13 protein-coding genes, 1 rRNA gene and 1 pseudogene are annotated in these 23907 nt (G+C 36.3%); 9 read left to right on the top strand and 6 right to left on the bottom strand.

Features of this window, described 5'->3' with window-relative positions:
- The first annotated feature begins 627 nt into the window (after nt 1–627).
- From parA to ACFILL_RS07005, 8 genes are all read left to right on the top strand, one after another.
- Nucleotides 628–1257: a ParA family partition ATPase gene (parA, locus tag ACFILL_RS07040; protein WP_273790968.1), complete on the top strand. Its 630-nt coding sequence runs from the start codon at nt 628–630 to the stop codon at nt 1255–1257.
- A complete protein-coding gene (locus tag ACFILL_RS07035) occupies nt 1254–1484 on the top strand; it encodes a plasmid partition protein ParG (protein ID WP_273790969.1) in 231 nt (76 codons plus the stop codon). Before parA ends, ACFILL_RS07035 begins: the two co-directional genes overlap by 4 nt.
- A gap of 1092 nt (nt 1485–2576) precedes the next feature.
- Entirely contained in the window at nt 2577–2864 is a 288-nt protein-coding gene (locus ACFILL_RS07030; protein WP_375643561.1) for an EexN family lipoprotein, read from the top strand.
- A gap of 186 nt (nt 2865–3050) precedes the next feature.
- Nucleotides 3051–3263, top strand: coding sequence for an EexN family lipoprotein (locus ACFILL_RS07025; RefSeq protein WP_375643560.1), 213 nt, complete (start codon nt 3051–3053; stop codon nt 3261–3263).
- Nucleotides 3264–3310: 47 nt separating this feature from the next.
- Nucleotides 3311–3580, top strand: coding sequence for an EexN family lipoprotein (locus ACFILL_RS07020; protein ID WP_375631341.1), 270 nt, complete (start codon nt 3311–3313; stop codon nt 3578–3580).
- A 3-nt stretch (nt 3581–3583) separates the two neighbouring features.
- A complete protein-coding gene (locus ACFILL_RS07015) occupies nt 3584–3802 on the top strand; it encodes an EexN family lipoprotein (RefSeq protein ID WP_273790972.1) in 219 nt (72 codons plus the stop codon).
- Between the two features lie 884 nt (nt 3803–4686).
- The gene (locus ACFILL_RS07010; RefSeq protein ID WP_273790973.1) at nt 4687–4833 is read left to right on the top strand and encodes a hypothetical protein; all 147 of its coding nucleotides are present in this window, start codon (nt 4687–4689) and stop codon (nt 4831–4833) included.
- A 2827-nt stretch (nt 4834–7660) separates the two neighbouring features.
- Nucleotides 7661–8065: a flagellar protein FlgN gene (locus ACFILL_RS07005; protein WP_273790974.1), complete on the top strand. Its 405-nt coding sequence runs from the start codon at nt 7661–7663 to the stop codon at nt 8063–8065.
- Between the two features lie 406 nt (nt 8066–8471).
- On the opposite strand, the gene rrf is transcribed toward ACFILL_RS07005, so the two are convergent.
- From rrf to ACFILL_RS06980, 5 genes are all read right to left on the bottom strand, one after another.
- Nucleotides 8472–8587 (bottom strand): 5S ribosomal RNA (gene rrf / locus ACFILL_RS07000).
- Between the two features lie 1328 nt (nt 8588–9915).
- Complete coding sequence (locus tag ACFILL_RS06995; RefSeq protein ID WP_375643558.1) at nt 9916–12900, bottom strand: autotransporter outer membrane beta-barrel domain-containing protein; 2985 nt, start codon at nt 12898–12900, stop codon at nt 9916–9918.
- 133 nt (nt 12901–13033) lie between these two features.
- A complete protein-coding gene (locus ACFILL_RS06990; protein ID WP_375643557.1) occupies nt 13034–15130 on the bottom strand; it encodes an autotransporter outer membrane beta-barrel domain-containing protein in 2097 nt (698 codons plus the stop codon).
- 147 nt (nt 15131–15277) lie between these two features.
- On the bottom strand, nt 15278–17695 hold the full coding sequence (locus tag ACFILL_RS06985; RefSeq protein WP_375643555.1) for an autotransporter outer membrane beta-barrel domain-containing protein: 2418 nt from the start codon (nt 17693–17695) through the stop codon (nt 15278–15280).
- 519 nt (nt 17696–18214) lie between these two features.
- On the bottom strand, nt 18215–20686 hold the full coding sequence (locus ACFILL_RS06980; RefSeq protein ID WP_375643553.1) for an autotransporter outer membrane beta-barrel domain-containing protein: 2472 nt from the start codon (nt 20684–20686) through the stop codon (nt 18215–18217).
- 2367 nt (nt 20687–23053) lie between these two features.
- Between ACFILL_RS06980 and ACFILL_RS06975 the strand changes: the two are divergent.
- Nucleotides 23054–23643: pseudogene (locus ACFILL_RS06975) on the top strand (integrase arm-type DNA-binding domain-containing protein); the annotation flags it as partial.
- A gap of 111 nt (nt 23644–23754) precedes the next feature.
- On the opposite strand, the gene ACFILL_RS06970 reads toward ACFILL_RS06975, so the two are convergent.
- Nucleotides 23755–23907, bottom strand: a 153-nt coding sequence (locus tag ACFILL_RS06970) for an autotransporter outer membrane beta-barrel domain-containing protein (RefSeq protein ID WP_375630165.1), incomplete at its 5' end; no start/stop codon positions are given.

The raw sequence follows: 23907 nt of genomic DNA, 5'->3' as shown, positions 1-23907 counted from the left end.
ATGAAGAAGGAAGTCGGCACCTATTATATTTGCCAGCCCCCAATATTGTAATAGTTCTTGGTACTGGAGATTCTGCATAAGAAGCATTTTAAATCCTTTTTTGTACAGTTCTTGCCCACACGCCAGCCCTGCTTGTACGTACAAGAGATATGATTTTGATTAATTTAATATAAGAGGCATGAAATGAGAGAATCTTCCTGATTTCGGCTCTCTCATTCAACGTGCAAAACAATGAATTCTCCTTATAGTTTGTTGTATATTCAGAGTGGAGCTTGTTTGTAGAGTTGTATTAAGTGGATTGCATGAAGGGAGAAGCCCAAAAGGCTGGCGCAAAATAAGAAGCTGGATCATTTACAGCGCATTGTTTACAGATCGACATGGATTTAAGAATCTTCGTTTTAGGGAGGGGGAAGAAGAGCATGCCTCTTTTAAATTTATTTTGTTCTTTTCAAGAATATCATCTTCATAATGTTTTTGCTCATGCTAAAAGAATATTATAAAAAATTGCGGGCTATTGTTATTTATCCTAAAAATAGGAGAAATGGTTATTTTGCACGTATTGGATGCTTGTTTCTTTTATTACTTTCTGTATAATCGTAAAAACGATAATGCTGAAAGGCGTAATAAATGATTATTGGACTTTTGAATCAAAAGGGAGGTGTCGGAAAAACGACGTTGAGTGTTAATCTTGCGGCCAGTTTTGCCCGTACCGGTGCACGGGTATTGCTTATTGATGTTGATCCACAGGGAAGCGCATTGGATTGGGCTGCTGCGCGTGAAGATGCACCTTTGTTTTCGGTTATTGGTTTACCGCGTGCAACGGTTCACAAAGAGATTACACAGATTGGTCATGGTTATGATCATATTATTATCGATGGTCCTCCGCGTGTAACTGATCTTGCTCGTAGTGCTCTTATGGCTTCGGATTTGGTGCTTATACCTGTTTTGCCTAGTCCCTATGATATTTGGGCAGCGGATGGAATTGTAAAGCTGATTGATGAAGCACGTGTTTATAAAGAAAATCTCAAATCTGCTTTTGTTATTAATCGTAAAATAGTCAATACAGCGATAGGGCGTGATGTGAACGAAGCTCTTGGCATATACCCTGTGCATGTTCTTTCTTCTAGCGTTGCGCAGCGCGTGATTTTTGCAGAAGCAGCAGCACAGGGGAAGGCGGTTTATGAAGTTGATAAGCAAGGACCAGCAGCAGCAGAGATTGAAGCGGTTGCAGCCGAAATCAAGGAGTTAGCGCGATGAATAAAAAAATTAAAATTGGCACAAAACCAACGAATAAATCAATTCCTTTAACAGCGGATGCATGGGTAGGAAGCCACAAAGGGAGCATGAGTGGAGGTATGAAGCGCCTCACGATTGATATACCAGAAAGTTTGCATCGGTTGATTAAGGTCAGTTGTGCAAGTCGTGGAACTAAAATAGCTGATGAGGTCCGCGAATTGCTTTCACAAAAATACGGAAAAGTGTAAAAAATGATACGATAATTTCGTTGGTTTGAGTGCTTTTTCTAGAGATGATATCGATTGTTTTTATACGAAGTTAATAATAAAAGTGCTCTTCCTTTTTCACGATGGTTGCTTCATTCAAGTTGTTTCTCATAAGGTTCTGTATCATCGCATGAAAGAGCTATGAGTTTGCGAAAAATTCTCCGTTTCAAATTTTTCCCTATAAATGTGATAATCATCATACTACTTGTGATCTTATCCGCTAGATGAGTAGATAAGTTTATTCTTCCATAAAAATTATCTTGATAATGATTTTAAACATCAGGTTATTTTTTTGTTTATTGTACTTAATACATGCGTAAATAATGTAATTAAGAGTAGCGTTGATTATTTTTTTCTGTTATGCAGCAATCCGTTTTATTAAATTATATTCATGTTTATAAGGGGGGGGGATAAAAATAAGTAAAATTTACTGATATTGACGCGCTATAAGTTTTCCTAATAAACAAAAGAAGTCATTGAGCATATTATAGACAATATTTCTTACATTTATATGATTTTATAGTCTTAAATAGTTAATGCCAGTTGTAATGATACGCAAGGCAATAGGCTTTTTTCTTCAATTGGAATGTATAAGATCGCTTTTTTAGCATTTCTATTGGCTTTTAAAAAGTACAGGGGGGACTTAAAGCTTTCTTTCTTTTCCGGTGGTTTAGAAATGATAAGAGCGCAATCTGTTGATTAAAAGGTGTATTTTTTCGTTTGCAGGGAATTTGCAATGGATATAGGCATGACGAATTTTGGGTAAGATATCGTGCTGCTTCTCGTTACCAAGAGGTTCTTGAAGGAAAAGAAATGATTAAAAAGCTTTTTGAGAATGTCAAGATATCAGAATTTTTGCTGAAGTTTTAACACTTCAAATACAAAGAGCTGCCGTGCAGATAATGTTACAAATGCAAGTCTGATAAATGAAAGGCAGTTTTCATGATTTAACATGTTTGCGTTGGAAGTGTACGTATTTGCAAAGGAAAATTAGACGCAAGGTCACAATATAGGAGGGGATGTGAATCCAAAGATATTGTTAATAAAATATAAAACAAAGAGAGGGGTTAAATCATGAACAAGATCATTATAACAGCGCTACTGCTTTGCGTGGGACTTGTTGTTGCTGGTTGTGAAAAAACTTATAGCGTAGCAGAATTTAAGAAAGATAAAAAATTGATGCAAGAATGGGGAAAGAAATGCGATAAAATGGGCCCCTCTGCTTTTGCAATCAAGAATTGTCAAAATGTCATGCAAGCCGATATGGAACTTTTTCAAGAGCATTATAGAAATCTTGCAAAGGAACTTCGTGAAAGTAGCAAAAAGGGGAATGAAACTGAAAAACAGCAGGACAATAATTAAATCATAAAAATATATTGATAGCGGTATTTTTCTTTGTACGCGATTTATCATCATAGATTGGGAAAAATCGCGCACAGAAGTGGATTTTAAAATTTTTGAAAATGCACAATGAACCGAATGTACAATTTTAATCGGGTGCTAAATTGTGTCCTAAACTTTGTAAATTTGAAAAAGGGGAATTTATTGATGAATAAAGTTATTATTACAGCATTGCTGCTTTGTACTGGAATTGTTGTTGCTGGTTGTGAAAAAACTTACAGCGTAGAAGAATTTAAAACAAATGAAAAATTATACGAGGAATGGGCAAAAAAATGTGAGAAGGATGATTCACCGCTCAAATCCTCTCAAAATTGTAAAAACCTTCGACAAGCATATGTAGAACTTTTTTTAAGGCCCTAAATTATGTCCTAAACTTTGTAAATTTGAAAAAAAGGGGAATTTTATTGATGAATAAAGCCATTATTACAGCATTGCTGCTTTGTACTGGACTTGTCGTTGCTGGTTGTGAAAAAACTTATAGCGTAGCAGAGTTTAAGAAAGATCCAAAATTACTCGAGCAATGGGCAATGAAATGCATGATATCAGGGGATTTAGATTCTCAAAATTGTAAAAACGCAGATAAAGCGTATCGTGAAGTTCATGCCCGAGATTGGCCTGGTTCGAGCTTTGTACATGATGACGAGAAAAACACTGAAGAGAAAAAGGAAGGGAATTAAATCATGAATAAAGCCATTATTATAGCATTGCTGGTTTGTACTGGACTTGTCGTTGCTGGTTGCGAAAAAACTTACAGCGTAGCGGAATTTAAGAAAGATAAAACATTACTCGAAGAGTGGGCAAAAAAATGTGAAAAGCTGGATCAATCTTCTATGGAGAAATCTAAAAATTGCCAACATGCCAGACAAGCATATATGGAACTTATGTTTGGCATTCATTAAAAACATACAGTTCAATAAGTAAGGAATTATTTAGTTCTTGATTCTATTGCGTTTTTTAGGCTCTCTCTAACTTTTAGAGAGTCTTTTTATGGCTTCAAGAATTAGTCGTTTACGATCTGTACTCTTTGTGTAAACGGATGCTATACTGTCATTTGTTCAGCCCAAAAGTGCTTTCAATTGTAGATAGTATTTCCTCTCAATGAGTTGTTACGTGTTACTGCTAATTTTTTAATGTTTTGGTTACATGTATTTAAAATATGAGATTAAATCTATCTTTGGGGTGTTTTTTTGCCTTTATCACAAATAAATGTTTCATCACACTAAGATCGTCTTTAAGTGTTGCGGCTAATTTCGGAAAAATTGGGAGGAAACATTTGTTTGGAAATTACTTTTCTCTGTTTTAATAAAGAGAAAAACATTCTGAATGTAATTATTATCGTTTCATACTCAAATGTTTTTCTCAAACTATTTTAAAAAATTGCTTTTGATTTGAGAATATTATAACATTAGTTAAGATGTGAGGCAGTTTTGCTAGGACGGTTTTGCCGGATTTGTGAGGAATTGAGCGCCTTCCACACCTTTTTATTTTTCCCTTCTCTTTTCTGAGTTTGCAAGGGTTTCCCTTGTTATTTTTTTATCGTGATTGTGTCGTAATATTATCATGTTGAGCGGTGGAGCTCATATAAAACTTTACGTATGAGGTGTTTTTTGTTCTCGAGTGTGTGATGAATATTTTTTTTGAATAACACTTTTATTTATAAAAATAATTTAATTATTTTATACTGAATAAGGATCTCGAATATAGTAAGATTCTCTTATTCCAAATCTGTTCTAGGTTGAATCAATTAAAACCATCTGCTTGCACGTTACAAGCATGGGGAGCCGTGTGGATAAAAACTGTTGAAGAAAGAAGTAAAAATGCCTCTTATGAACGATCTCAAGTGCTAAAGATTGTTGCAACATTTGGGGCTGGAAAAGTGTGTGATGCTGCTGGTTTATTTTCTCATAAGGGTAAAGATGGTTTTCAATAGATTTATTATAAGCTTCATGAAAATATTATCCTTTAGAATTGTGATATGCCCTGAAGGGGGGAAGAAAGAGGAACTTACTCAATAATGGAGACAAAGTATTTACAGATCGGATCTGGTAGAAAATTTCGTTTTTTAAGGTGGGAATGAAGTTGAGATTCAAGATAGCGTGAAAAGACGGACACTGATGGTTAAAAATGCATACAAAAAGCAGAGTTTACACTCAAATAGTTGCAAGTGATGTTTGAAATTGGGTGTGTGGTTTATCTGTAGAATTAAAATTTTTCTTTGATCTTATGTGAAATTAAGATGCTTATTTGCGCAAATTACAATAAGCCAAGAGAGTATGCTTAGTATATTTCTATTACGAGAACTAAAATAACAACAAAAGCATTGATGGTGATAATCAAGGTTGAGTAAAGCATAGCGGCTTTTACGAGATCAGCCATAAAAACCTCTTTCTGTTCTTTTTGAGGTGATTTTATGAATAACAATATGTTACATATCTGTAATATATGCTGCTACAATATATTCGGCAAGCTTAAAATCGTTCCTTTTTTATAAAAGCTTAAGGAGTGGGAGTATTGTGAATCCTAAAAAAGAAAGCTTTAAAAGGACTATTGATTGCTTTTGTAAGTTTTGTGTTGCTGGAAACTTTTTTATCCTGTTATGCTATAAAGCACTGTCATTTATAACGGTAATATAAGGCATATAAGTTTTTTTGGAATGTTTAAGTATTTTTTAGTGTGCGATGAATATTCGTAGGTTTATTTGTTGAGCCTTTCGTTTAAGTGAATCACAAGAGTGGAAGTCAAGAGAAGATCGTTTGACAAAAATTCGGACTGCGTACAGAGCAGATGGAGTTAAGATCTTGGTCCTTTAAAGTGAGCGGAGGAAGACAAAAATGTTTTTTGATCGTTTATCTCATAGCAAGATTGGTTAATGCTGTTCTAATGGGGCATGTTTTGCACAAAAGTAAAGAACGTTCCAAACGAAATATACTTATGTTGTATATTAGTATTGCATATTTATGTACTTGTTTTAAAGAAACATCTCTCAACGCACACGACAGACATTTTACGATGACACTCGTAAATGGTATAACGGTAAATGTGACTAGTATAACAGTAAAGCTCTCGTGAAATAATATAAACTTTGAATAATATAAAAATCTGTAGAATGCTATCATCTTTATACTTATGAAAGAGCAAGTCACAATCATCGTACGCTTGCTTCCAATATTTATTATAGTTCTTGGCATTTGCTAAGGTTCATAAGAGGCATTTTTCTTTCAGCGTATTTTATCAACACATCAGGGCGTTGTTTGTGATGTGCAAGCAAGTGATGTTAATTTATTCAACATGGAATAGATTTGAAATGTGATGATTATGAAAGAGAAGAGCCGCATTTAAAAGGTTAAAAACGAGAGAAAGTTCGTAACAAAAATTGTACCTTGATTATAAAATGATTGTTTCTCTGTTTTTATACTAGTAGCGCATGTAAAGCCGCGATATTAAGAGCAAACTGTTTTATGGAGCGAAATAATCTATAGGAAGATACTGTGGAAATTCTGAAAATATCAATGTGGGGGAGCATTAAGCATTATGCATTGGATAATATTTTGATTTATAATGATAATCTATCGTTATTCAACTTGAATTAGAGCCCTGAATACTGGAATTTTTTTCATTCCAAATTTGTTTCGTGGTGAATTAATCAAAACAATGTCTTTTGCAGTTACAAGCAGGGAGCTCCCATGCGCAGAGAAATTGTACAAGAAAGGCCACGCTTTTATGAACCATCTCAAGTGCCAAGGGTATCAGAACATAAGGGGTTAGAACAATATGTGATGGTGCTGGCTTGCTTCTTTTATTAAGCGTAAAGATGGAAAGTGCTCAATGGATTTTATACATGTCATGGAAGATTTATCATTATACCATTCATGGGCCGCGGCGCGAAATAGGCTTGGGTGCACTTAAGAGATGTTTCTTTAAAACAAGCGCGTGAATATGCGATTGAAGACGTATCGAACTGATTAGCTAAGAAACTCTTGAAAAGGTTCAAAAAATCTTATATAGTCGTTCATTGCAAAGAAAAGCGAATGATAATTTAAAAAAGGAAGATTGATGGCTGTTTAGCTATTTTAAGATGTCTTTTTTTATATTGCTGTATGGCTGATCTGTTCAAAAGAGCATTCTTTTTGTGTTTTATGCGAAATACTGCATGTGTGCGGAAAGAGCATGGGAGAGGGGGTGTCTTTTTGAATAGGTGCAAACTGATCTTGTAGGGTGCCATCTTATGGGACGCCAGAAGGTATACAGGTTTAGGTGCAGAGAGAGCCATACGGTTATGGAGGGTAAAATGCTGCTATCGGTAAAATGCTGAAATTTTTAATGGGCTTACGTTTTTATATGCTGCAAGATAGGCTGCGGGTTTTTGTCGGCAGATAGTTTTTGTGGCCGAAGTTTTCGTGAGAGCATTGTTGTTTTCTGTTGAAGACGTACTGGTGATAAAATAGGCAAAGATAAAATCGGTAAAGCGAAATAGACAGAACAAATATGGAAGTTTCGATATTGTCGTAAGGTTTGAGTTTATAGCGTTTTGATGAATTAGTATAGCCGCAATGATGGTTTTGGAGCAAAGCAAGAAAAATATTTGAAGAGAATGCGTTGAAAGTTGAAGTGGTATACGCTTTGAAGGATTGTCGTGCTGTTGTTTGAGCAATGTTTGCACCACGAGCTTGGTTGAGTGTATCAGCATTGAAGAGAACCTGTTTAATCTCCCTCATTTGAAAGTAAGATTGAACAATAGTGTTGAAGGGGAAGTAAAAATGTCTGTAGTGCAATATGGTGATGATAGTTTTGCAGCAAAAGCAAAAGTTCTTGATAATAATCTTATTGATCGTGATTGGGCGATGACAAAATTTGTTGCTGCTGTTAAAGGATTAGCTCAAGTTGTTGATTATGAAAGCAATATGCTAGAGAGCAGTGGTGTTCCAGATTACGAAGAAATAAATTTGCGTAAAATACGTGGTTTGCGTGATCTTAATAAATCCATGAGTGATGTGAAGCGCTACATGAATCAAGATATTGAGCATGAGGTTGAAAGTTTGTTGTCTGATTTACAAGAAAAATTACAGCGTAATAGTGAATTACTTCAAACACATTTAAATGCAGTTAATGATCTTTCTAGAGCTATACAACTATCTGGACGTGCAAAAGAAATAGAGGAATGATCAAATCTGCTTAATACGGGCTGTTCTAAGTCATGACAATGATTAGGTAGGGCAGTTGATTTGGATAAATAGTGCGTTTAGTGAGTAGACTTGTTTTAAGTGCATTTGGGTATTTAAATTATTATCCTGTTGTACTGTAAAATGCTGTTCTTAAAAGAGTGTCTTTTAAGGTGTAGTGATGTGAACCGCATGCTTTGGGAAACTGGCTGAAAGAGAACTCAGAGAAGGCGGATTATTTACAGAGAATTGTTTGCAGACTAAGTTAATAGGGGGCTTCATTTTTTAGTTTAGGGAGAGGCCGATCAAGAGGATATTTAGACCAGCCTGTGATGCCTTAAAAACAGCTTCCTTGGGGCTGTGGTAATGTAAGGTTCATACATTAGAGTCTTTTGCATGCATTTAGCAGATCTGGCAGCGACTTACTCTCCCGTGCCTTAAGGCAAAGTACCATCAAGCGTTGGAGCGTTTCACGGCCGAGTTCGGGATGGGATTTGGTGCATTCACTCCGCCATAACCACCAAGTCAGCAAAAAGCATGAATGATGAAGAGTATGTGATGAGTATTGCCTATAAGCCTCATGGAGTATTGTCCTTTGAAGTGTGGTGATATGAAGCGGTTCGTTGTTTAAATCTATATGTTTGAGATAAAAATTAAAGCGGTTTAGTATTTTCTTTCTGCTGTTTTTAGTTTTTGTATGTCAGATTGGAGAGAGCATCCAGATTTGAGTGGATATATTGCGTATATCTTTGTTGGCGTAATATTTGAAATGGGGCGGCAATCTCATTGTGAAAGAATAAAGGGGGAGAAATCAGCTTCCCTCTGTCCTGCCGTCTTTTAATTTAGCTTTATGTCTTTCAAAAGTATCTAAAGCACTATCTGTTAAATAATGAAGATTACGTATTGTTTCACGCTTTTTTTATTGTGTTTTTTACTGGGGGCACGTCCTTTATGCACGACAAAATGCTCAAAATAGAATGGATTTGTTATTCCTAATTCACTGCCTTGTTTTAAAGAGATATCTAAGCTCTCAAGTCTATTTCGTGATGGTGTTTGTGGGGCGGCGCAACGACATCTTTGATGCAACGGCGCTTGTGAATGGTATAATAAAAAGTCCCCATGGAAATAATATAAAATCTATAGGGTACGACCATCTTTATGCTTAATAAAAGAGCAATTTGATATTGTTATATTCTTTGCTTTCTTCCAATGTTGCTACAGCCCTTAGCACTTGAGATGGTTTATTAGAGGCATTTTTAATCCTTTCTTAATAGTTTTTTATCCCTATGGCTCTTCCCCCTTGTCACTTGCAAGAGATATGGTTTTGGTTGATTCAACATGGAACAGGTCTAAAATGAAAGAATCTTACGATATTCTGGATTCTCATTTAACATGCAAAACAATTAATTGTCTTTATAAATCAAATGCTTGTCTTATGATGGAGTTGCTGTAGCATTGAGATTTTAGAGGAAAAACATGCCTTTAAGAATTTATACCAGATACTAAGTCTTTATAGCAGGTATATTAAATGCACATCATCTAAAATAAATAGAGCGTCCACAGCGAAGAAGGGGCTGACTTTTTTAAAAATATGCATGAATGCTTATTCTGTTGTGCTGTAAAAACATCATCGCTTGAGGTGTGGTGATATAAGACATAAAACTTTATGGGGTATTTTGATGAGAGAATGCTAAGGTATTTAGTTTTTTATTCAATATGCAAAAGAAATATTATAAGTCAAAATCTTCTTTGATGTGATAATGATTTTTGAGAATTTTAAAAAATATATAAATTTAAATAAAAAAGCAGCACTTTGTGCTGCCCTTTTATTTAAGTTAAAATTAACTTCTGCTTTAGAAACGATAACGTATTCCGCCAGACAAATTGGTGCCAGATACACCGGCTTTTTGCAGTTTTTGCCGATAGCTGATATCGGCGTTTAGTACGATATTTTGAGAAAGATATGCGTTCACCCCCATGCCTCCCTCAACTGAAGAGCCGGTAGGATCAACATGAAAGGTATCAGCAATTTTTATTGTTTTACCATCGCCAAAAGTTCTGATAACATTCATTTTACCATAGAAGGAAACAGCCTTGTTTTCTTCAACAGCCATTATCGTTTTTGTTAAACGTCCACCAAAACGGATCAACCATTGATGTGGATTGCCCATGTCTACTTTTAAGCCATTGGTATCTGAGAAAATATCAAACATGAGATTTTGATAAATGAATTGAGCTTGTGGTTCAAAGACCAGCCCTTTTGTATTGGTTGCTAATTTCTGACCAATGGTTGCAGATATATTAAGCATCTCGGTGCCATCCAATTTTGCGGCATTCCCAACAAGAGCCGTGGTAATATTTCCTTTTAAGGTTCCGTAAGAAAGAAGTGTGTTTAGATATATACCATTGCTATGTTGGATGCTGCTGTAAGCGGCAAGAGACCATTTATCAAGAGTTGTCTTTTCAGAATCTTGCATCTCTTTGGGCGTAAAGGCAAGTTTTCCGTATGTTCCTAAAAGACCAAAATGTGTGCTTATGTCTTTACCTTCCAAGGCGGCTAATATGACACCTATTTGTAAAGCAGTATAGTTTACATCAGCACCATAGCCATAATGTAATGGATCGCGGTTGGAAGATAAGGTGACTTTCTCGCCGTAGGAAGAGAAAAAGATACCATTTTTTTTATTGTCTTTTGCCCCAAATACTGTTGTGCGCATATTGTCTAACAACGTGTTTTGATTGTTTACATCAGTAAATCCAGCAGAAAACAAAGTATTAGATATGGTTAAATAGTTTGCTACCTGTGGTAAAAGGGCTCGAACCTTTTTATCCTTATCAATGTAGGCATTCTGTAAGCGAAAATCCCAGAAATTACTGTTTTTACCAAAAAGATTTTGGCTCTCATGAGATGTTCCAGGTTTATAGCCTGTAAGTACATACTTATAAGGTTGTTTCCCTATTGTCATATAGTTTCCTGCTAACGTGAAGGAATTTTCATTTGCTTGTCCGGAAACTTGAATGATTGAAATCCCATGTGTCTCTAAAGGAAGTGACGCCATGCGTTCTTCCCAAACAGCAGAGCTATCGGTTATTTTTTTATCTGTTTCTTGGAGATTGATGTGAACAACAGTACTCCCTGAGACATCACCATTAATCACAATGCGATCAGTCTGTTGCTCCGTGATAGGAGAATGTTTATTCCATTGAGTGTTTACATAAATTTCTGCAATACCTGTTGTACTATAAACCGCTGCTGTGTGGGTCGTTTCGTCTTCTTGCGAAAGATTAGGTCCTATAAACAGAGTTTGATAATGTCCCTCCATTGGCTTGTCAAACATAATGACACTGTCTGTAAGGTGCAATTCAGAAAGATTAGAGTATGATTTTTCATCAACATCAAACTGTCTATAGTCATTTAAAATATTATCATTATTTGTGGCATTTTTATTCGCCTTTAAAAGCCATTTCGTACCCTCTTTTAGATCAAAAACTGTTCTATTATCTTTAGAAGTTCTTACCCGACCTTCTAAAGAAGAGTGGTCTGCAACTAATGTAATAGTGTTTGTGGAGGCACTTTCGTTCTTTATATTTTTTAATAAAATATCGGCATGGACTTCTGAATTTTTAAGGTTGACTTCTCCGTCTACGCCTGTTCCATAAAGGTTGATACCGCTACCATGTTCAACAAAAAGCTTTGTATTCTCTAGAGTTACTTTATCTTTATTAGGAATAGCTTGTTCTTGAACGGCGTTGGCATTTCTTTCAGCATTGCGTGTATATTGTTTTCCAGGGGTATAGTATTGATTATTGCGGAAAATAATACCGTCTGCTTCATGATTTCCCGTGACATGTACGCTTGAATCCTTAAGTTTGATTGTGCCCCTCATGTTTAGCAAACCAGCTGTTTCTGCTGTTGCAGTAATACCTGTAGCATCAATTTCTCCACCATCTGATACGCTTAGTGCAACAAAACGTGCATCAACTGTTCCCCCTATCATGTTGACTTTTGAATTATTTCCATCTGCATGTACAGCAAAACCATTGTCTTGAATTTTTTTGTTATGTAGCGTTATGGTCTTACCGTTTGTAGCCTCAACTCCAGAGCTTATATCCTCAGTTTGTGCAGGCTTTTCAGGTTGTTTTGTTGGTGATATTGGTTTTTCAAGCTCTGATTTTGCAGATACCTTTTGTGTTGAGGCAGATTGCACGGGCGCTGGTTTTATGAATTTTGGCGGTACCGGTAATGCTGATTGTCCAGTTTCTAGCCTTAAAGATATTGGCTGTGCGAGTTCTGGTTCTTTAGGCGTTGGCGATAGCTCTGTTGTTAGTCTTGTAGCTTCCGTGCTTGTAGGTTCTGACTGTGAGGATACAGCAGAATTTTCGGGCGTTTTTTTTCTGGAAGAGTTTGTAGAAGAGGATGGCGCCCCTGAACGTCTTCTAGATTTTGCTTCCATTCCTGTCGTTGAAGCTGTTCTTATCGCTGGAGATTGTGTAATAGTGTCTTGTGTGGCTGTAGGGGTAGATTGTACATCTTCTGTATTTACTTCAAGTTGCGTTTTGGGAGGTAGAGTGCTCGTGGAAGTAGGCGTTGTAGATTCACTCCCTGTAGGAGAAGAGCTTCTGGTCGTTCTTGTAGACCTAGATGTTGAAGGTGGATACGAAGATGATGCATTTGAATAGGGATTAGAAGTTCTGGATGCACCTATTTGATGAGTGGGTTGCAGAGAAGAGAGAGCTATCGTAGGTTGTGTATTCGTATCATGAAGAGCATTAGACAAGCTGGTGGAAGAACAAAACAGAACTCCAGAAACTGTGTATAGTAAAAAACTTTTTTTCATATGGATGTATTCCTAAATGTTTCCCCTCTCTTAATAGAAGATAAAACCTTGGCCTCATTATGTTTATTTTGTAAGAGACAAAACGAAACATAATGAGAGCACGTTATATTTCAAGATAGGAATATAAGTATTTTTAAAAGTGATAGCGCATTCCAGCGGAAATATTTATTGCAGAGATGCCATCTTTTTTGAGTTTATGTTGATAGCTGAGATCACTATGAAGCTCGATATTTTGCGATAAGTGCGCCTGAATACCAAAACCACCTTCGATTAAAGATTCCATAGCAGCAAACGGAAAGTTTTCACTAAAAGTGTTGATCATGTTCAGTTTGCCGTAGAAGGAAAGGGCATGGCCTTTGTTTTGTGTCAAACGTCCACCAATACGGATCAACCATTGATGAGGTTTGCTTATGTCTATTTTAGAGTTATCGCCATCTGATTTAGAGTTATCGTCATCTGAGAAAGAACTCCTATCTGATAAAGAACCAAGCATGAGACGTTGATACACAAGTTGTGCTTGCGGTTCTAGGATTACACCTTCCAAACTGGTTGACAGTTTTTGACCAATAGTTGCTGCGGCTCCTAATGTTTTACTATTCTTCACTTTTGAGGTATGTTTGATGAGAGCTGTGGCGTTATCTTCTTTGAAAATTCCATAAGAGAGAAATGCACTTGCATAGATGCCACTGTCATGCTGAATATTTCCATATGCGGTGAGTGACCATTTATCAAACATATTTTTTTGAAAGCTCTCCTTGTTTTTAGGAGTAAAAGATAATTTTCCGTATGTTCCGAAAAGGCCAAAGTTGCTGCTGATATTTTTATCTTTTAGCGCTATTAATGTTGCTCCTGCTTGCAATGCAGCATAGCGAATATCTGCTTGGACACCATCTTGTTCTGCTTGAACCTTGGAAGAAAACGTGCTCTTATTGCCATAAGAGGATAAGAAAACGCTTCTTTCTGGATGATCTTTGGGTTCAAACATTGTTATTTGCATATTGTCTAACAAGATATTTTGATTGTTGACATCACTAAACCCAACAGAAAACATCGCGATAGGCATGACTAAAGAGCTTTCTTCTTGTGGTGTAAGAATTGTTCTTTTTGCTGTCCCTTCAAGAGAAGTAGAAGTTGCGGTTGCTTTATCATCATCTGTAAGTTTAGAGGTGCTCTCTGTAGCCGCGGTAGCGGTATTTCCAACTTTTGGGAGCAAATTCATATGCGCTTTTTCGGATGGAAGAGTCGTTTTCGATTCCGAGGAAGTGGTGTTTGTTTGGGGATCAATATCAGATTGCGAATTTTCATTTATTTTAGGCTGTCTCATTCCATGATCTGTTCTTGTGAATGAATTGTCCTTTGAATTATCCTTGTGTTGGGCAGCAACATGAGCGGGTGGTAATTTATCACTAGAGCGTCTTTGTCTTGTACTGGAGACAATAAGAGGTTGTCTATTCTCTTCAGATGAAGGAGAGGTTATATCTCCTTTTCTCTCCACGTTGGTTATTTCATTATTGTTCAAAGCTTCTAATACCGCTTTGCGTAAAATATTGGAAAGTTCCTTGTTGTGTTCTTGTAAAGCACTATCTATTTGTACTGCTTTATGTGATATTTCTGCTTTATTTTGCAGTTTGTGCCAATCACGATTGTCTTGGCTTACCCATTGTTGGTGTGCAGCATTAACACGCTGTTGGTTATCAGCTTCAAGGATTGCTGCCGCCTTTACGGCATCGGAAACTGCTTTGTCGTAGCCACGTAATAAATTTTCTCTTGTTTTTAATCGATTCTGACGCAATTGTTCAAGTTTTGCTCTGGCTTTCATCATATGTTGCATATCCAGATGATGTTTGTTTGCCATGGCTTGGGTACGTATATTATCCATTTCGTGGTTCACCACGTTTATATGTGCATCAGAACCGTAACGACTTGCACCTGCAAAAGAGTTGTTAATCGTATCTCTTACACGATCCATATGATTTTCAAGTGCTTGGTTGAAGTGCGAATTATCTTGCATCATGGCGCCAGAGGCTATTTTCTCAAGATTTTTTTCTGCTTGTGTTGGTGTGTTTATTAAATCAATGGCATGGCGATATTGTTCAGGTAATTTCATGATCCCTTCAAGGGCATGGCGTTCCTGGGGGCTTAGACCAGAGGCGGTGCTGGTAGATGTGAAATTAAAAGAAGAAAAAAATAAAGCACAAGCGGCTGTACATAACAAAATATTCTTATGCATAGAGATGTTCCTTAAGATATTTTCTTTGTTTTGCTAAAAATGAACCACTTTTTGACACATTGCGTTTTTTTGTAATGTAGCAAAATATAAGCAGCACTGTTTTTCATCTCAGCGCTGCTTACGCGTCAAAATAGAGAGCTAAGATTTCTAAAAGCGATAACGCATTCCACCGGAAAAATTAATTCCAGAGAACCCAGCTTTTTGAAGTTTATGTTGGTAATTAACGTCAGCATGAAGTGCGATATTTTTAGAAAGCTGCGCGTTAATGCCAAGCCCACCTTCAAGGGACGAGCCCATAGAATCGAGATGGAAAGATTCCATAACATCGATAGTGCGCTTCTCACTAAAAGCTTTGATGACATTCAATTTACCATAAAAAGAAAGAACACGATCTTTTTCAATAGGAAGCATTGTTTTTGTTAAACGCCCTCCAATACGGACCAACCATTGATGAGGTGGCTTTATATTAACTTGGAAGCCATCAATATCTGAAAGAGTGTCAAAGGCAATATGTTGATAAATAAGTTGTGCTTGTGGTTCAAATGACACTCCTTCAACACCAGTTGCTAGTTTTTGTCCAACGGTAGCTGATATATTTAATGTATCCGTATTGTTTAATTCTGTGGTGTTGCCGATAAGGGCTGTTGTAATATGTCCGTTTAAAATGCCGTAAGAGAAAAGTGCATTAACATAGAGACCACTGTCATGGTGGAGGTTCCCATAGGCCGTAAAGGACCATTTATCCAGTATGCTTTTGTCAGAACCTTCCATATCCTTTGGCGCAAAAGCGAGCTTTCCATATGTGCCTAAAAGACCAAGATTCGCGGTCATATTTTGATTTTCTAACGTTGCTAATGTCATGCCTGCTTGTATAGCAGCATAGTGAACATTAGCACCATAACCATATTCCAATGGACTACGGCTGGAAGATAACGTCATCTTGTTGCCATAAGTCGATAAAAATATCCCTTTCTGTTTATGACCTTCTAATCCGAAAACTGTTGAGTGCATATTATCTAACAGTGTATTTTGATTGTTTATATCAGCCAAGCCAGAGGAGAATATTGCATTATGCATAACCAAATAGCTTGCCATTTGAGGAACAAGAGCTTTGATCTTTCCTTCATCATCGAGAGTCGCACTTTGCAAGCGGAAATCCCAGAAATTCTCATTTTCTTCCAACGGAGCTTGTCCGTTGTTTTCTTTTCCAAGAGATGATGCATTGGTATTTTGCGCATCTTGCTTTTTTGATTCTTGTGGTATTGCGCTTAAATGACTTTGTGCCCTATCAGCTTTCCCACGGCTGGATGTTGGTCCATAGCCATTGAGTATGTATTTATAGGGTAATCCATCCATTGTGGTGTAGCCATTTGCCAGCGTGAAGGCGGTTTCTTCTGCTTTTCCAGACACTTGAACAAGTGAGAGACCACGCGCATTCAAAGGAATTGAATCTTCTTCATCATCGAATGGTTCTGCATGCTTTGAAAGATTGTTGAAATAGATCGTTGTGGTGCCTGAGACATCACCATGAACAAGAACACGGTCAGTTTTTTGTTGTTCTTTTGTAAGACCATTACTCCATTCGGTATTAAAGTAAATCCTTGCGTTGCCCAATGCATTGTAAACCGTTGTTGCATCGGAGCTTCTGTTTTGCTCTGCTTTTTGTGGATGTCTTCCTACATGCAAGGTTTGATAATGATTGTCTGCTAGTTTATGCGGCGCATTAAATATGATAGAGCTATTATTAAGGTTTAGGACTGAAACGATTGATTGTGCTCGTTGCTTAAGATCAAGGAGCTTGTAATCAAATAGACTAAAACTATCTTCCAATTCAAATAGACTAATTTTTAAATGCCACTTGCTGTTATTGTTTAGGGTGAAAACCGTTGTATTTTGAGGAAACGTTTTGGCTCTTCCTTCCATAATCGAATTATCAGCGTCTAATGTAAAAGTAGTAGGTTGAATCTTGAAGAAGGGTAAAACGTCATTCTTTAATAACATATCAGAACGAATTTCTGAGTTTTTAAGGTACACTGCATTAGCAACAGCTTTGGAATAATAAGGTCCGAAAATACCTACACCGTCGTTTACAAGAAGTTTTGTATTATTGAGGATTGCTTTGTTTACAACTTCTTCTCCTTCTTTTATTGTAGAGCTTGCAATATAACCAAAGTTGATACCATAGGCTTTGCCGTGGCCTATGACGTTTAATGTTGAATCTTCAATATGGATTGTGCCGTTTGTGAGTGACAAACCATGCTCTTTTGCCTCTCCCACAATTCCTTTGGCATTAATTTGACCACCTGACGTTGCAGAAAGCAAAGAAAAGCCTGAGTGCATTATTGAGTTTGTAATGGTAATATGACCTTTCTTAGCAACCACGGCATCATACTCACCACGAACAAAAACATTATGAAGGCTCTTCTCTTCTCCATTAGCTACTTGGACCGTAGGAATTTCAAGAGGTTGTTTATTTGCATAAGTTGGAGCAAAATGAGAAAAAATGAAAGTTCCAGCAATTGTACATAACAAAAAATTTTTCTTATAAATATATTTCTTATACATAGATATGCCTTTAGTATTTGGTATGCTTTGATGCTTACTTCATTCCCCTGATGGCGCAAGTACCCGATCAGTTTTTTATATCATTACGTTTTTATTGTAAATAACAAAACGAATTATATTTATGGTGTTCTCTATGATTTAAAGTTTTTTTAAGAAAAGCGTTTTTCATGGTCATAAAAAGTCGGGAAAAATGGACTTCATAAAATCTAGCTTGATAAGTATTTTTGTTTTAAAGTGCTAAGAGTCAAAATATTTTGTATTTTTTATTGATATACAACAATTTTTATTGAATCCATTCGATTTTTATAAATCAAAAAGGCAGCTCTCTAAAGACTTCAACAGTCATTAAGAGATAAAGAGTTTTATTGCATTTGGTTTGAATGAAATTAATCCTTTCAAGAAAGCTGTATAGAAAGAACCATCATTGATGCCTCTTTCCGAAAGATTGAAAAAAAGCAGCACACGCGTACTGCTTTTTTATTAAAAATGAATAGACTATAAATTGTTTTTTGCTTTTTCTTAAAACTGATAGCGTATTCCGCCTGAAAAGCTTGCTCCTGATATACCAGTTTTTTGAAGCTTATGTTGATAGTTAACATTAACATGAAGGGCGATATTTTGTGATAATTGTGCATTTATACCAAGTCCACCTTCAAGGGCAGCTCCCATAGAATCAAGGTGGAATGGTTCACCAATCTGTATGGTGCCATTGTTAGAAAAAGCTTTAACAATATTTAATTTACCATAGAAAGAAAGAATACTGCCTTTTTCAATAGAAATCGTCGTTTGTGTTAAGCGCCCACCAACACGCACTAAGTATTGATGAGGATTTCCCATATCTACATCAAAGCCATCGACATCTGAGAGTGTGCCAAGCATGAGACGCTGATAAACAACTTGTGCTTGTGGTTCAAAGACCAATCCTTTCGTACTGGTTTCGAACTTTTGTCCAATGGTCGCCGATGCACTGAATGTATCAGCGTTTTTCAATTCTGCAGTCTTTCCGATGAGAGCTGTGGTGATATCTCCCTTGAGCATTCCATAGGAAAAGAGAGCATGGATATATGTACCATTATTATGGTGCAGTCCACTATATGCAGCAATTGACCATTTATTGAGTGTACTCTTGTCAGCACCTTCCATGTCTTTTGGGGTGAAAGCTAATTTCCCATATGTCCCGAAAAGCCCCACATTGGTGGTCATGTTTTGATCTTCTAGAGCTACTAATGTAAAGCCTGCTTGTAAAGAAGCATAGTGAATATCGGCACCATAGCCATATTGTAATGGCGTACGGTGAGAGGATAATGTCATTTTATTGCCATAAGTCGAGAAGAAGATCCCTTTGTTTTTATGATTTTTTTTCTCAAAGCCTGTTTCTTGTATCGTGTTCAGTAAAGTGTTTTGATTGTTTACATCAGCCAGTCCAGCTGAGAATAGTGCGTTAGGCATGGACAAATAGCTTGCCACTTGAGGAACGAGAGCTCTGATCTTTCCTTCATCATCGAGCGTTGCACTTTGCAAGCGAAAATCCCAAGAATTCTGATTTTTCCTCAAATGGTTTTGTATGCTCCCTATTTGCTCAGAATTTGGTGTTGATTCAGCTTTTATATTATTCTCATCCCTTAAAGCTATTCCGCCAAATGCAGCGAAGGTCATGTCGGTTTTTGAGTCCTTTTCTTGTGATTGTTGACTTACTTCTCCTAAATGGCTTTGTGTGCTCTCTGCTTTTCCAAGACGTGATGTCGGTCCATAGGCATTTAAGACATATTTATAAGGCAAGCCGCCCATTGTGACATAGCCATTTGCTAGTTTGAAGGCATTTTCATCTGTTTTTCCAGATACTTGAATGAGCGACAGTCCACGCATATTCGCGGGAATAGAAGCTTCTTCTTTTGATGACACACCTTTTGAAAGGCTATTGAAACTAATTGTTGTGGTGCCTGATACATCTCCATGGATAAGAAGGCGGTCCGTTTTTTGTTGTTCTCTTTCTAAACCATCACTCCATTCTGTATTGAAATAAATCCTTGCATTGCCTACTGCATTATAAACGGTTTCTATAGCAGATTCCCTGTTTTCGCGTGGATTAGGGAACTCAATTGTTCGTCCTACACTCAAGGTTTGATATTGACTCTTTGCCAGCCTATGTGGCGCATTAAACACAATAGAGCTATTACTAAAGTTCAGTACTGAAACGGTAGATAGAGCTCGTTGCTTAATGTCATGGAGTGCATAATTATATGGACTAAAATCACGATTTATGTCGTATTGACTTACATTTAAATACCATTTGCTATTGTTGTTTAAATTAAAAACAGTCGTATTTACTGCTAAGGTTCTTGCTCTTCCTTCTATAATCGAATTATCGGCAGTTAACACAAAAGTCACAGGATGAGGATCTGAATCTGTTTTCTTTTTTACATTGTTTTTTAATAATACATCAGAACGAATTTCTGAATTTCTAAGTTGAACTTCGGCAACAGACTTTGAAGATGACGGTCCTAAAATACCGATACCATTTCTCACAAGAAGTTTTGTATTGTTAAGAATTGCCTTATTGATAACTTCTTCACCATCTTTCAGATAATTTATGCTATGAAAAATAATACCGGATTTTCTTTTGGTTTCTATGAATGAATCTTCAATGTTAATGATACCGTTTTCAATTGATAGACCAGTATCCAAGGCATTGACTTTCACTTCTTTAGCATTAATACGTCCGCCTTGTGATACAGCAAAAGCAAACGAAGCTGAATGTATTGTTGAGTTTGTAATTGTGGCAATTGCTTTTTCTTTGGCATACACTGCGCTCGGTCCATTGCGGATAAAAACATTATTAAGAGTTTTTTCTTCTCCTTTCTCCAGCTTAAACTCACTAATAATTTCAGGAGGTTGTCTATTTGCATAAGTTGGAGCAAAATGAGAAAAAATGAAAGTTCCAGCAATTGTACATAACAAAAAATTTTTCTTATAAATATATTTCTTACACATAGATATGCCTTTAGTATTTGGTATGCTTTGATGCTTACTTCATTCCCCTGATGGCGCAAGTACCCGATCATTTTTATATCATTACGTTTTTATTGTAAATAACAAAACGAATTATATTTTATGGTGTTCTCTATGATTTGAAGTTTTGCTTCAGAAAAACTTGTTCATGATCATAAAAAGTCGAGAAAAGTGGATTTCATAAAACCTAGCTTGGTTAAGCTTATGCTAAAAGCACTATGAAGTATGATATTTAAAAACTGTCTATTAAAGATAAATCGCTATAAAAGCTCTATCGCATTGAGATGTATTATTTGATGTACTCACCAAAACGATCAGAAAATTTTCTCTGCTAGAAGAAGTGATGAGGGGGCTATTCACAGGCTTTCTTTAAAGAAGCTTTTCCTTAAGGGTAGCAAAGTCCATTTTTCTAAGGTCGCACAGCCCATTTCGCGATGGTTTTCATGAATGCTATAACGCTAAAGCTATAGAGTCCCATCATCTTTATGCTTACGAAGGAGCAAGCCGATACCTTTACGGCTTAATAAAAGAGCAACCCCATTACATACTTTGCTAGCTCCCAATGTTGTGTGGATAGCCTTTGGCACTTGAGGCGGTGCATGAGAGGAATTCTTAGGCTTTTCTTATATAACTTTGCTTCACACGCCAGTCCCGCTTGTAATGTGTAAGTGAATGATTTTGATTAGTTCAACATGGAACAGATTTTAAATGAGAGAAATTTACGATATTCAGAACTCTAACTCAATGAAAGTAACGCTAAATTATCATTATAAATCAATATTTTGAATATTTCATTTAAAACATCTTTTATTGATACAAAAAGAACTTTATTGAGTTGTTTCATTTTATAAATGAAAAAATTAGCTTTTTTGAGCGTTTTGTATGTGAAAGATAAAGCGCTTGTTGTTAGATTTTCTTTTCATGCATTAATTTTCTCAAAACTGTTTGTTTAGAAGAACCAGCAATGGAAGTGTAAATAAATCTTTATAGATAGCGACAACACATCGTAAAGAAAGAATTTATTTTATTGCTATAATAGATTGTAAATAACAAAAAAATACACTCCGTTTTTTTGTTAATAGTAAACGGATCAATATGCTTATTTTTTTATAATTTTATATTAAAATTGGTAGTGTATTCTATCAGAAAAACTTGTCTCGGCTATACGTCTTTTAAAATTTTTTCTGATAGTTTACATCAATATAGAAGGTTAAATTGTGAGATAACTGTGTATTGTGCTAAACGCACCTTTAATGGCAGGATCTATCGGATTAAGGTAAAAATGAATACCAATCTGTTTAGTATCATCAATATCAAAGTTTTTTAAGGAAGTTCACTTTCTCATACAAGGATGGGGTACGATCTTCTACGGTCCTAACAATAGTTTTTGTTAGATACCTACCTATCCGGACTAACTGGGGAGGCTGTCTGATTTAATTTTAAGATCATCAATATGTTAAAAGTTGGTAAAAATCAAATCCTTAGCACACAAATTATGTTCGTGGTTCAAAAGGTTAGTTCTCTGATTATTCTTTGCAAATTTTTGACAAATGATTGTTGAGGCAATTAACATTTTTACAGCATAACTTTAATAGTATTTTTTATAGAAGTTTTAGAGATATCTGCTGTACAGATATCACAAGGGAAGAGTGTAGCCATATGAAAACACCATTATGCTCTGTTATATTGTAAGCTATGATTGATGATTTATCCAGTGTGCTTTTTTTCATTTTCTATATCCTTTGGAGTGAATGAGAGTGGCTGTAGGTTCCTATCTATTTCAAATGTGTAGTGATTAACTTTTCATTTTTCTAATATCATCTTTGCTTGGACAGCTCTATGGCGCATATTAGCACCATATCTACCTTCAAAGAGGAGCATAATTGAACGGTAAAGTTGTTGTACTTCCATAAGTGAAAAAGCAAGAAATCTTCTATTTTTTAAGATTTATTCTTAATGCTGTTATCTTTATATTATCTAAAAATACACTTTTTTAGCTTTATGGGCAAATTCGATGATGAATAGCTGCGCAACCCATGTGAAGAGGAGAAAAATTGTATTTAAGTGGAAAGAAAACACTTCAGGAAAAAATGGATTTCATGTACGAAAAGGCTGCATACTTTGTGACATATTCTAGATAAAAATACCTTATCTTTTATCTTGATAAAAATGGTATAATGTAATGATTTATAATGATAATTTATCGTTACTTTCATTGAGTTAGAGTTCTGAATAACGTAAGATTCTCTCATTTTAAACCTGTTTGTCTTAAATCAAGAAAAAACATTCTCTTGCACACCACAAGCGGGGCTGGCGTGTGGGTAAAAAATGTATAAGAAAGGACTAAAAATGGCTCTTATGAATCGTCTCAAGAGCCAAGGGCTTTAGCAACACCCACGAGCTGGAAAATATAATGATGGTGCCGGATTGCTCCTTCACAAATGTAAAGATGGGGGCGCTCAATGGCTTTACCGTTATACCTTTCACGGGGGGCGCCGGCGTGAAATGGGCTTGGGTGCCTTGAGAGATGTCCCTTTAAAACAAGCTCGTGAATTGGCAACTGGGTGGCGTGCTGTTTTACGTGAGGGGCGTGCCCCCATTAAAGAACGTGAGAAACGAAAACGTGAGGCAATGCGTAATCTCCATTACTTAAAAGACATTGCCTTAGATGCTTTTGAAAGTTGTAAAGCTGAATTAAAAATGATGGTAAAGATGGAAACGGGTTTTCACCTTTAAAACTCCATATTCTCCTCAAATTAGGCTGTTTGCCTATTTCAGAGATTACACAAACAGAAATACGCAATATCCTCGCTCCCATCTGTCATACAAAAGCTGGAGCTGCTAATACAGCACTGATGCGTCTCAAGCTTTGTTTTAAACATGGGCGTTGCGCGTGGATGTTGATTTTACAGGCAGTAGAAAAAGCAAGGGCTCTCTTAAGGAGGGATAGTGTAGTGTTATTAGGATTTATAAAGCGAAAAGGCAGCATATTGTGGCTGCCTTTTTTGTTAATGCATAGAAAAGAAATACGCTGTTTTGACAGTTTTATTTTAAAACTGATAGCGTATTCCTCCTGAAAAGCTTGCACCACTTATACCAGTTTTTTGAAGCTTTTGTTGATAGCTGACATCACCATGAAGGGAGAAATTGTGAGACAGTTGCGCATTAATGCCAACGCCGCCTTCAATTGCAGGTCCCATAGG

This window comes from Bartonella sp. AP20NXHL (assembly GCF_042196165.1).
In the GTDB taxonomy this organism is placed as follows: Bacteria; Pseudomonadota; Alphaproteobacteria; order Rhizobiales; family Rhizobiaceae; genus Bartonella.
The sequence above is the reverse complement of the archived record's forward strand: the minus strand, read 5'-3'. Positions and strand labels throughout refer to the sequence as shown.

What these genes read in the sequence shown, in the direction of transcription:
- parA (WP_273790968.1), top strand. Translation starts at nt 628, where the DNA reads ATGATTATTGGACTTTTGAATCAAAAGGGAGGTGTCGGAAAAACGACG.
- ACFILL_RS07015 (WP_273790972.1), top strand. Translation starts at nt 3,584, where the DNA reads ATGAATAAAGCCATTATTATAGCATTGCTGGTTTGTACTGGACTTGTC.
- ACFILL_RS06980 (WP_375643553.1), bottom strand. Translation starts at nt 20,686, where the DNA reads ATGTGTAAGAAATATATTTATAAGAAAAATTTTTTGTTATGTACAATT.
- ACFILL_RS06990 (WP_375643557.1), bottom strand. Translation starts at nt 15,130, where the DNA reads ATGCATAAGAATATTTTGTTATGTACAGCCGCTTGTGCTTTATTTTTT.
- ACFILL_RS07030 (WP_375643561.1), top strand. Translation starts at nt 2,577, where the DNA reads ATGAACAAGATCATTATAACAGCGCTACTGCTTTGCGTGGGACTTGTT.
- ACFILL_RS06985 (WP_375643555.1), bottom strand. Translation starts at nt 17,695, where the DNA reads ATGTATAAGAAATATATTTATAAGAAAAATTTTTTGTTATGTACAATT.
- ACFILL_RS07025 (WP_375643560.1), top strand. Translation starts at nt 3,051, where the DNA reads ATGAATAAAGTTATTATTACAGCATTGCTGCTTTGTACTGGAATTGTT.
- ACFILL_RS07035 (WP_273790969.1), top strand. Translation starts at nt 1,254, where the DNA reads ATGAATAAAAAAATTAAAATTGGCACAAAACCAACGAATAAATCAATT.
- ACFILL_RS07005 (WP_273790974.1), top strand. Translation starts at nt 7,661, where the DNA reads ATGTCTGTAGTGCAATATGGTGATGATAGTTTTGCAGCAAAAGCAAAA.
- ACFILL_RS06995 (WP_375643558.1), bottom strand. Translation starts at nt 12,900, where the DNA reads ATGAAAAAAAGTTTTTTACTATACACAGTTTCTGGAGTTCTGTTTTGT.
- ACFILL_RS07020 (WP_375631341.1), top strand. Translation starts at nt 3,311, where the DNA reads ATGAATAAAGCCATTATTACAGCATTGCTGCTTTGTACTGGACTTGTC.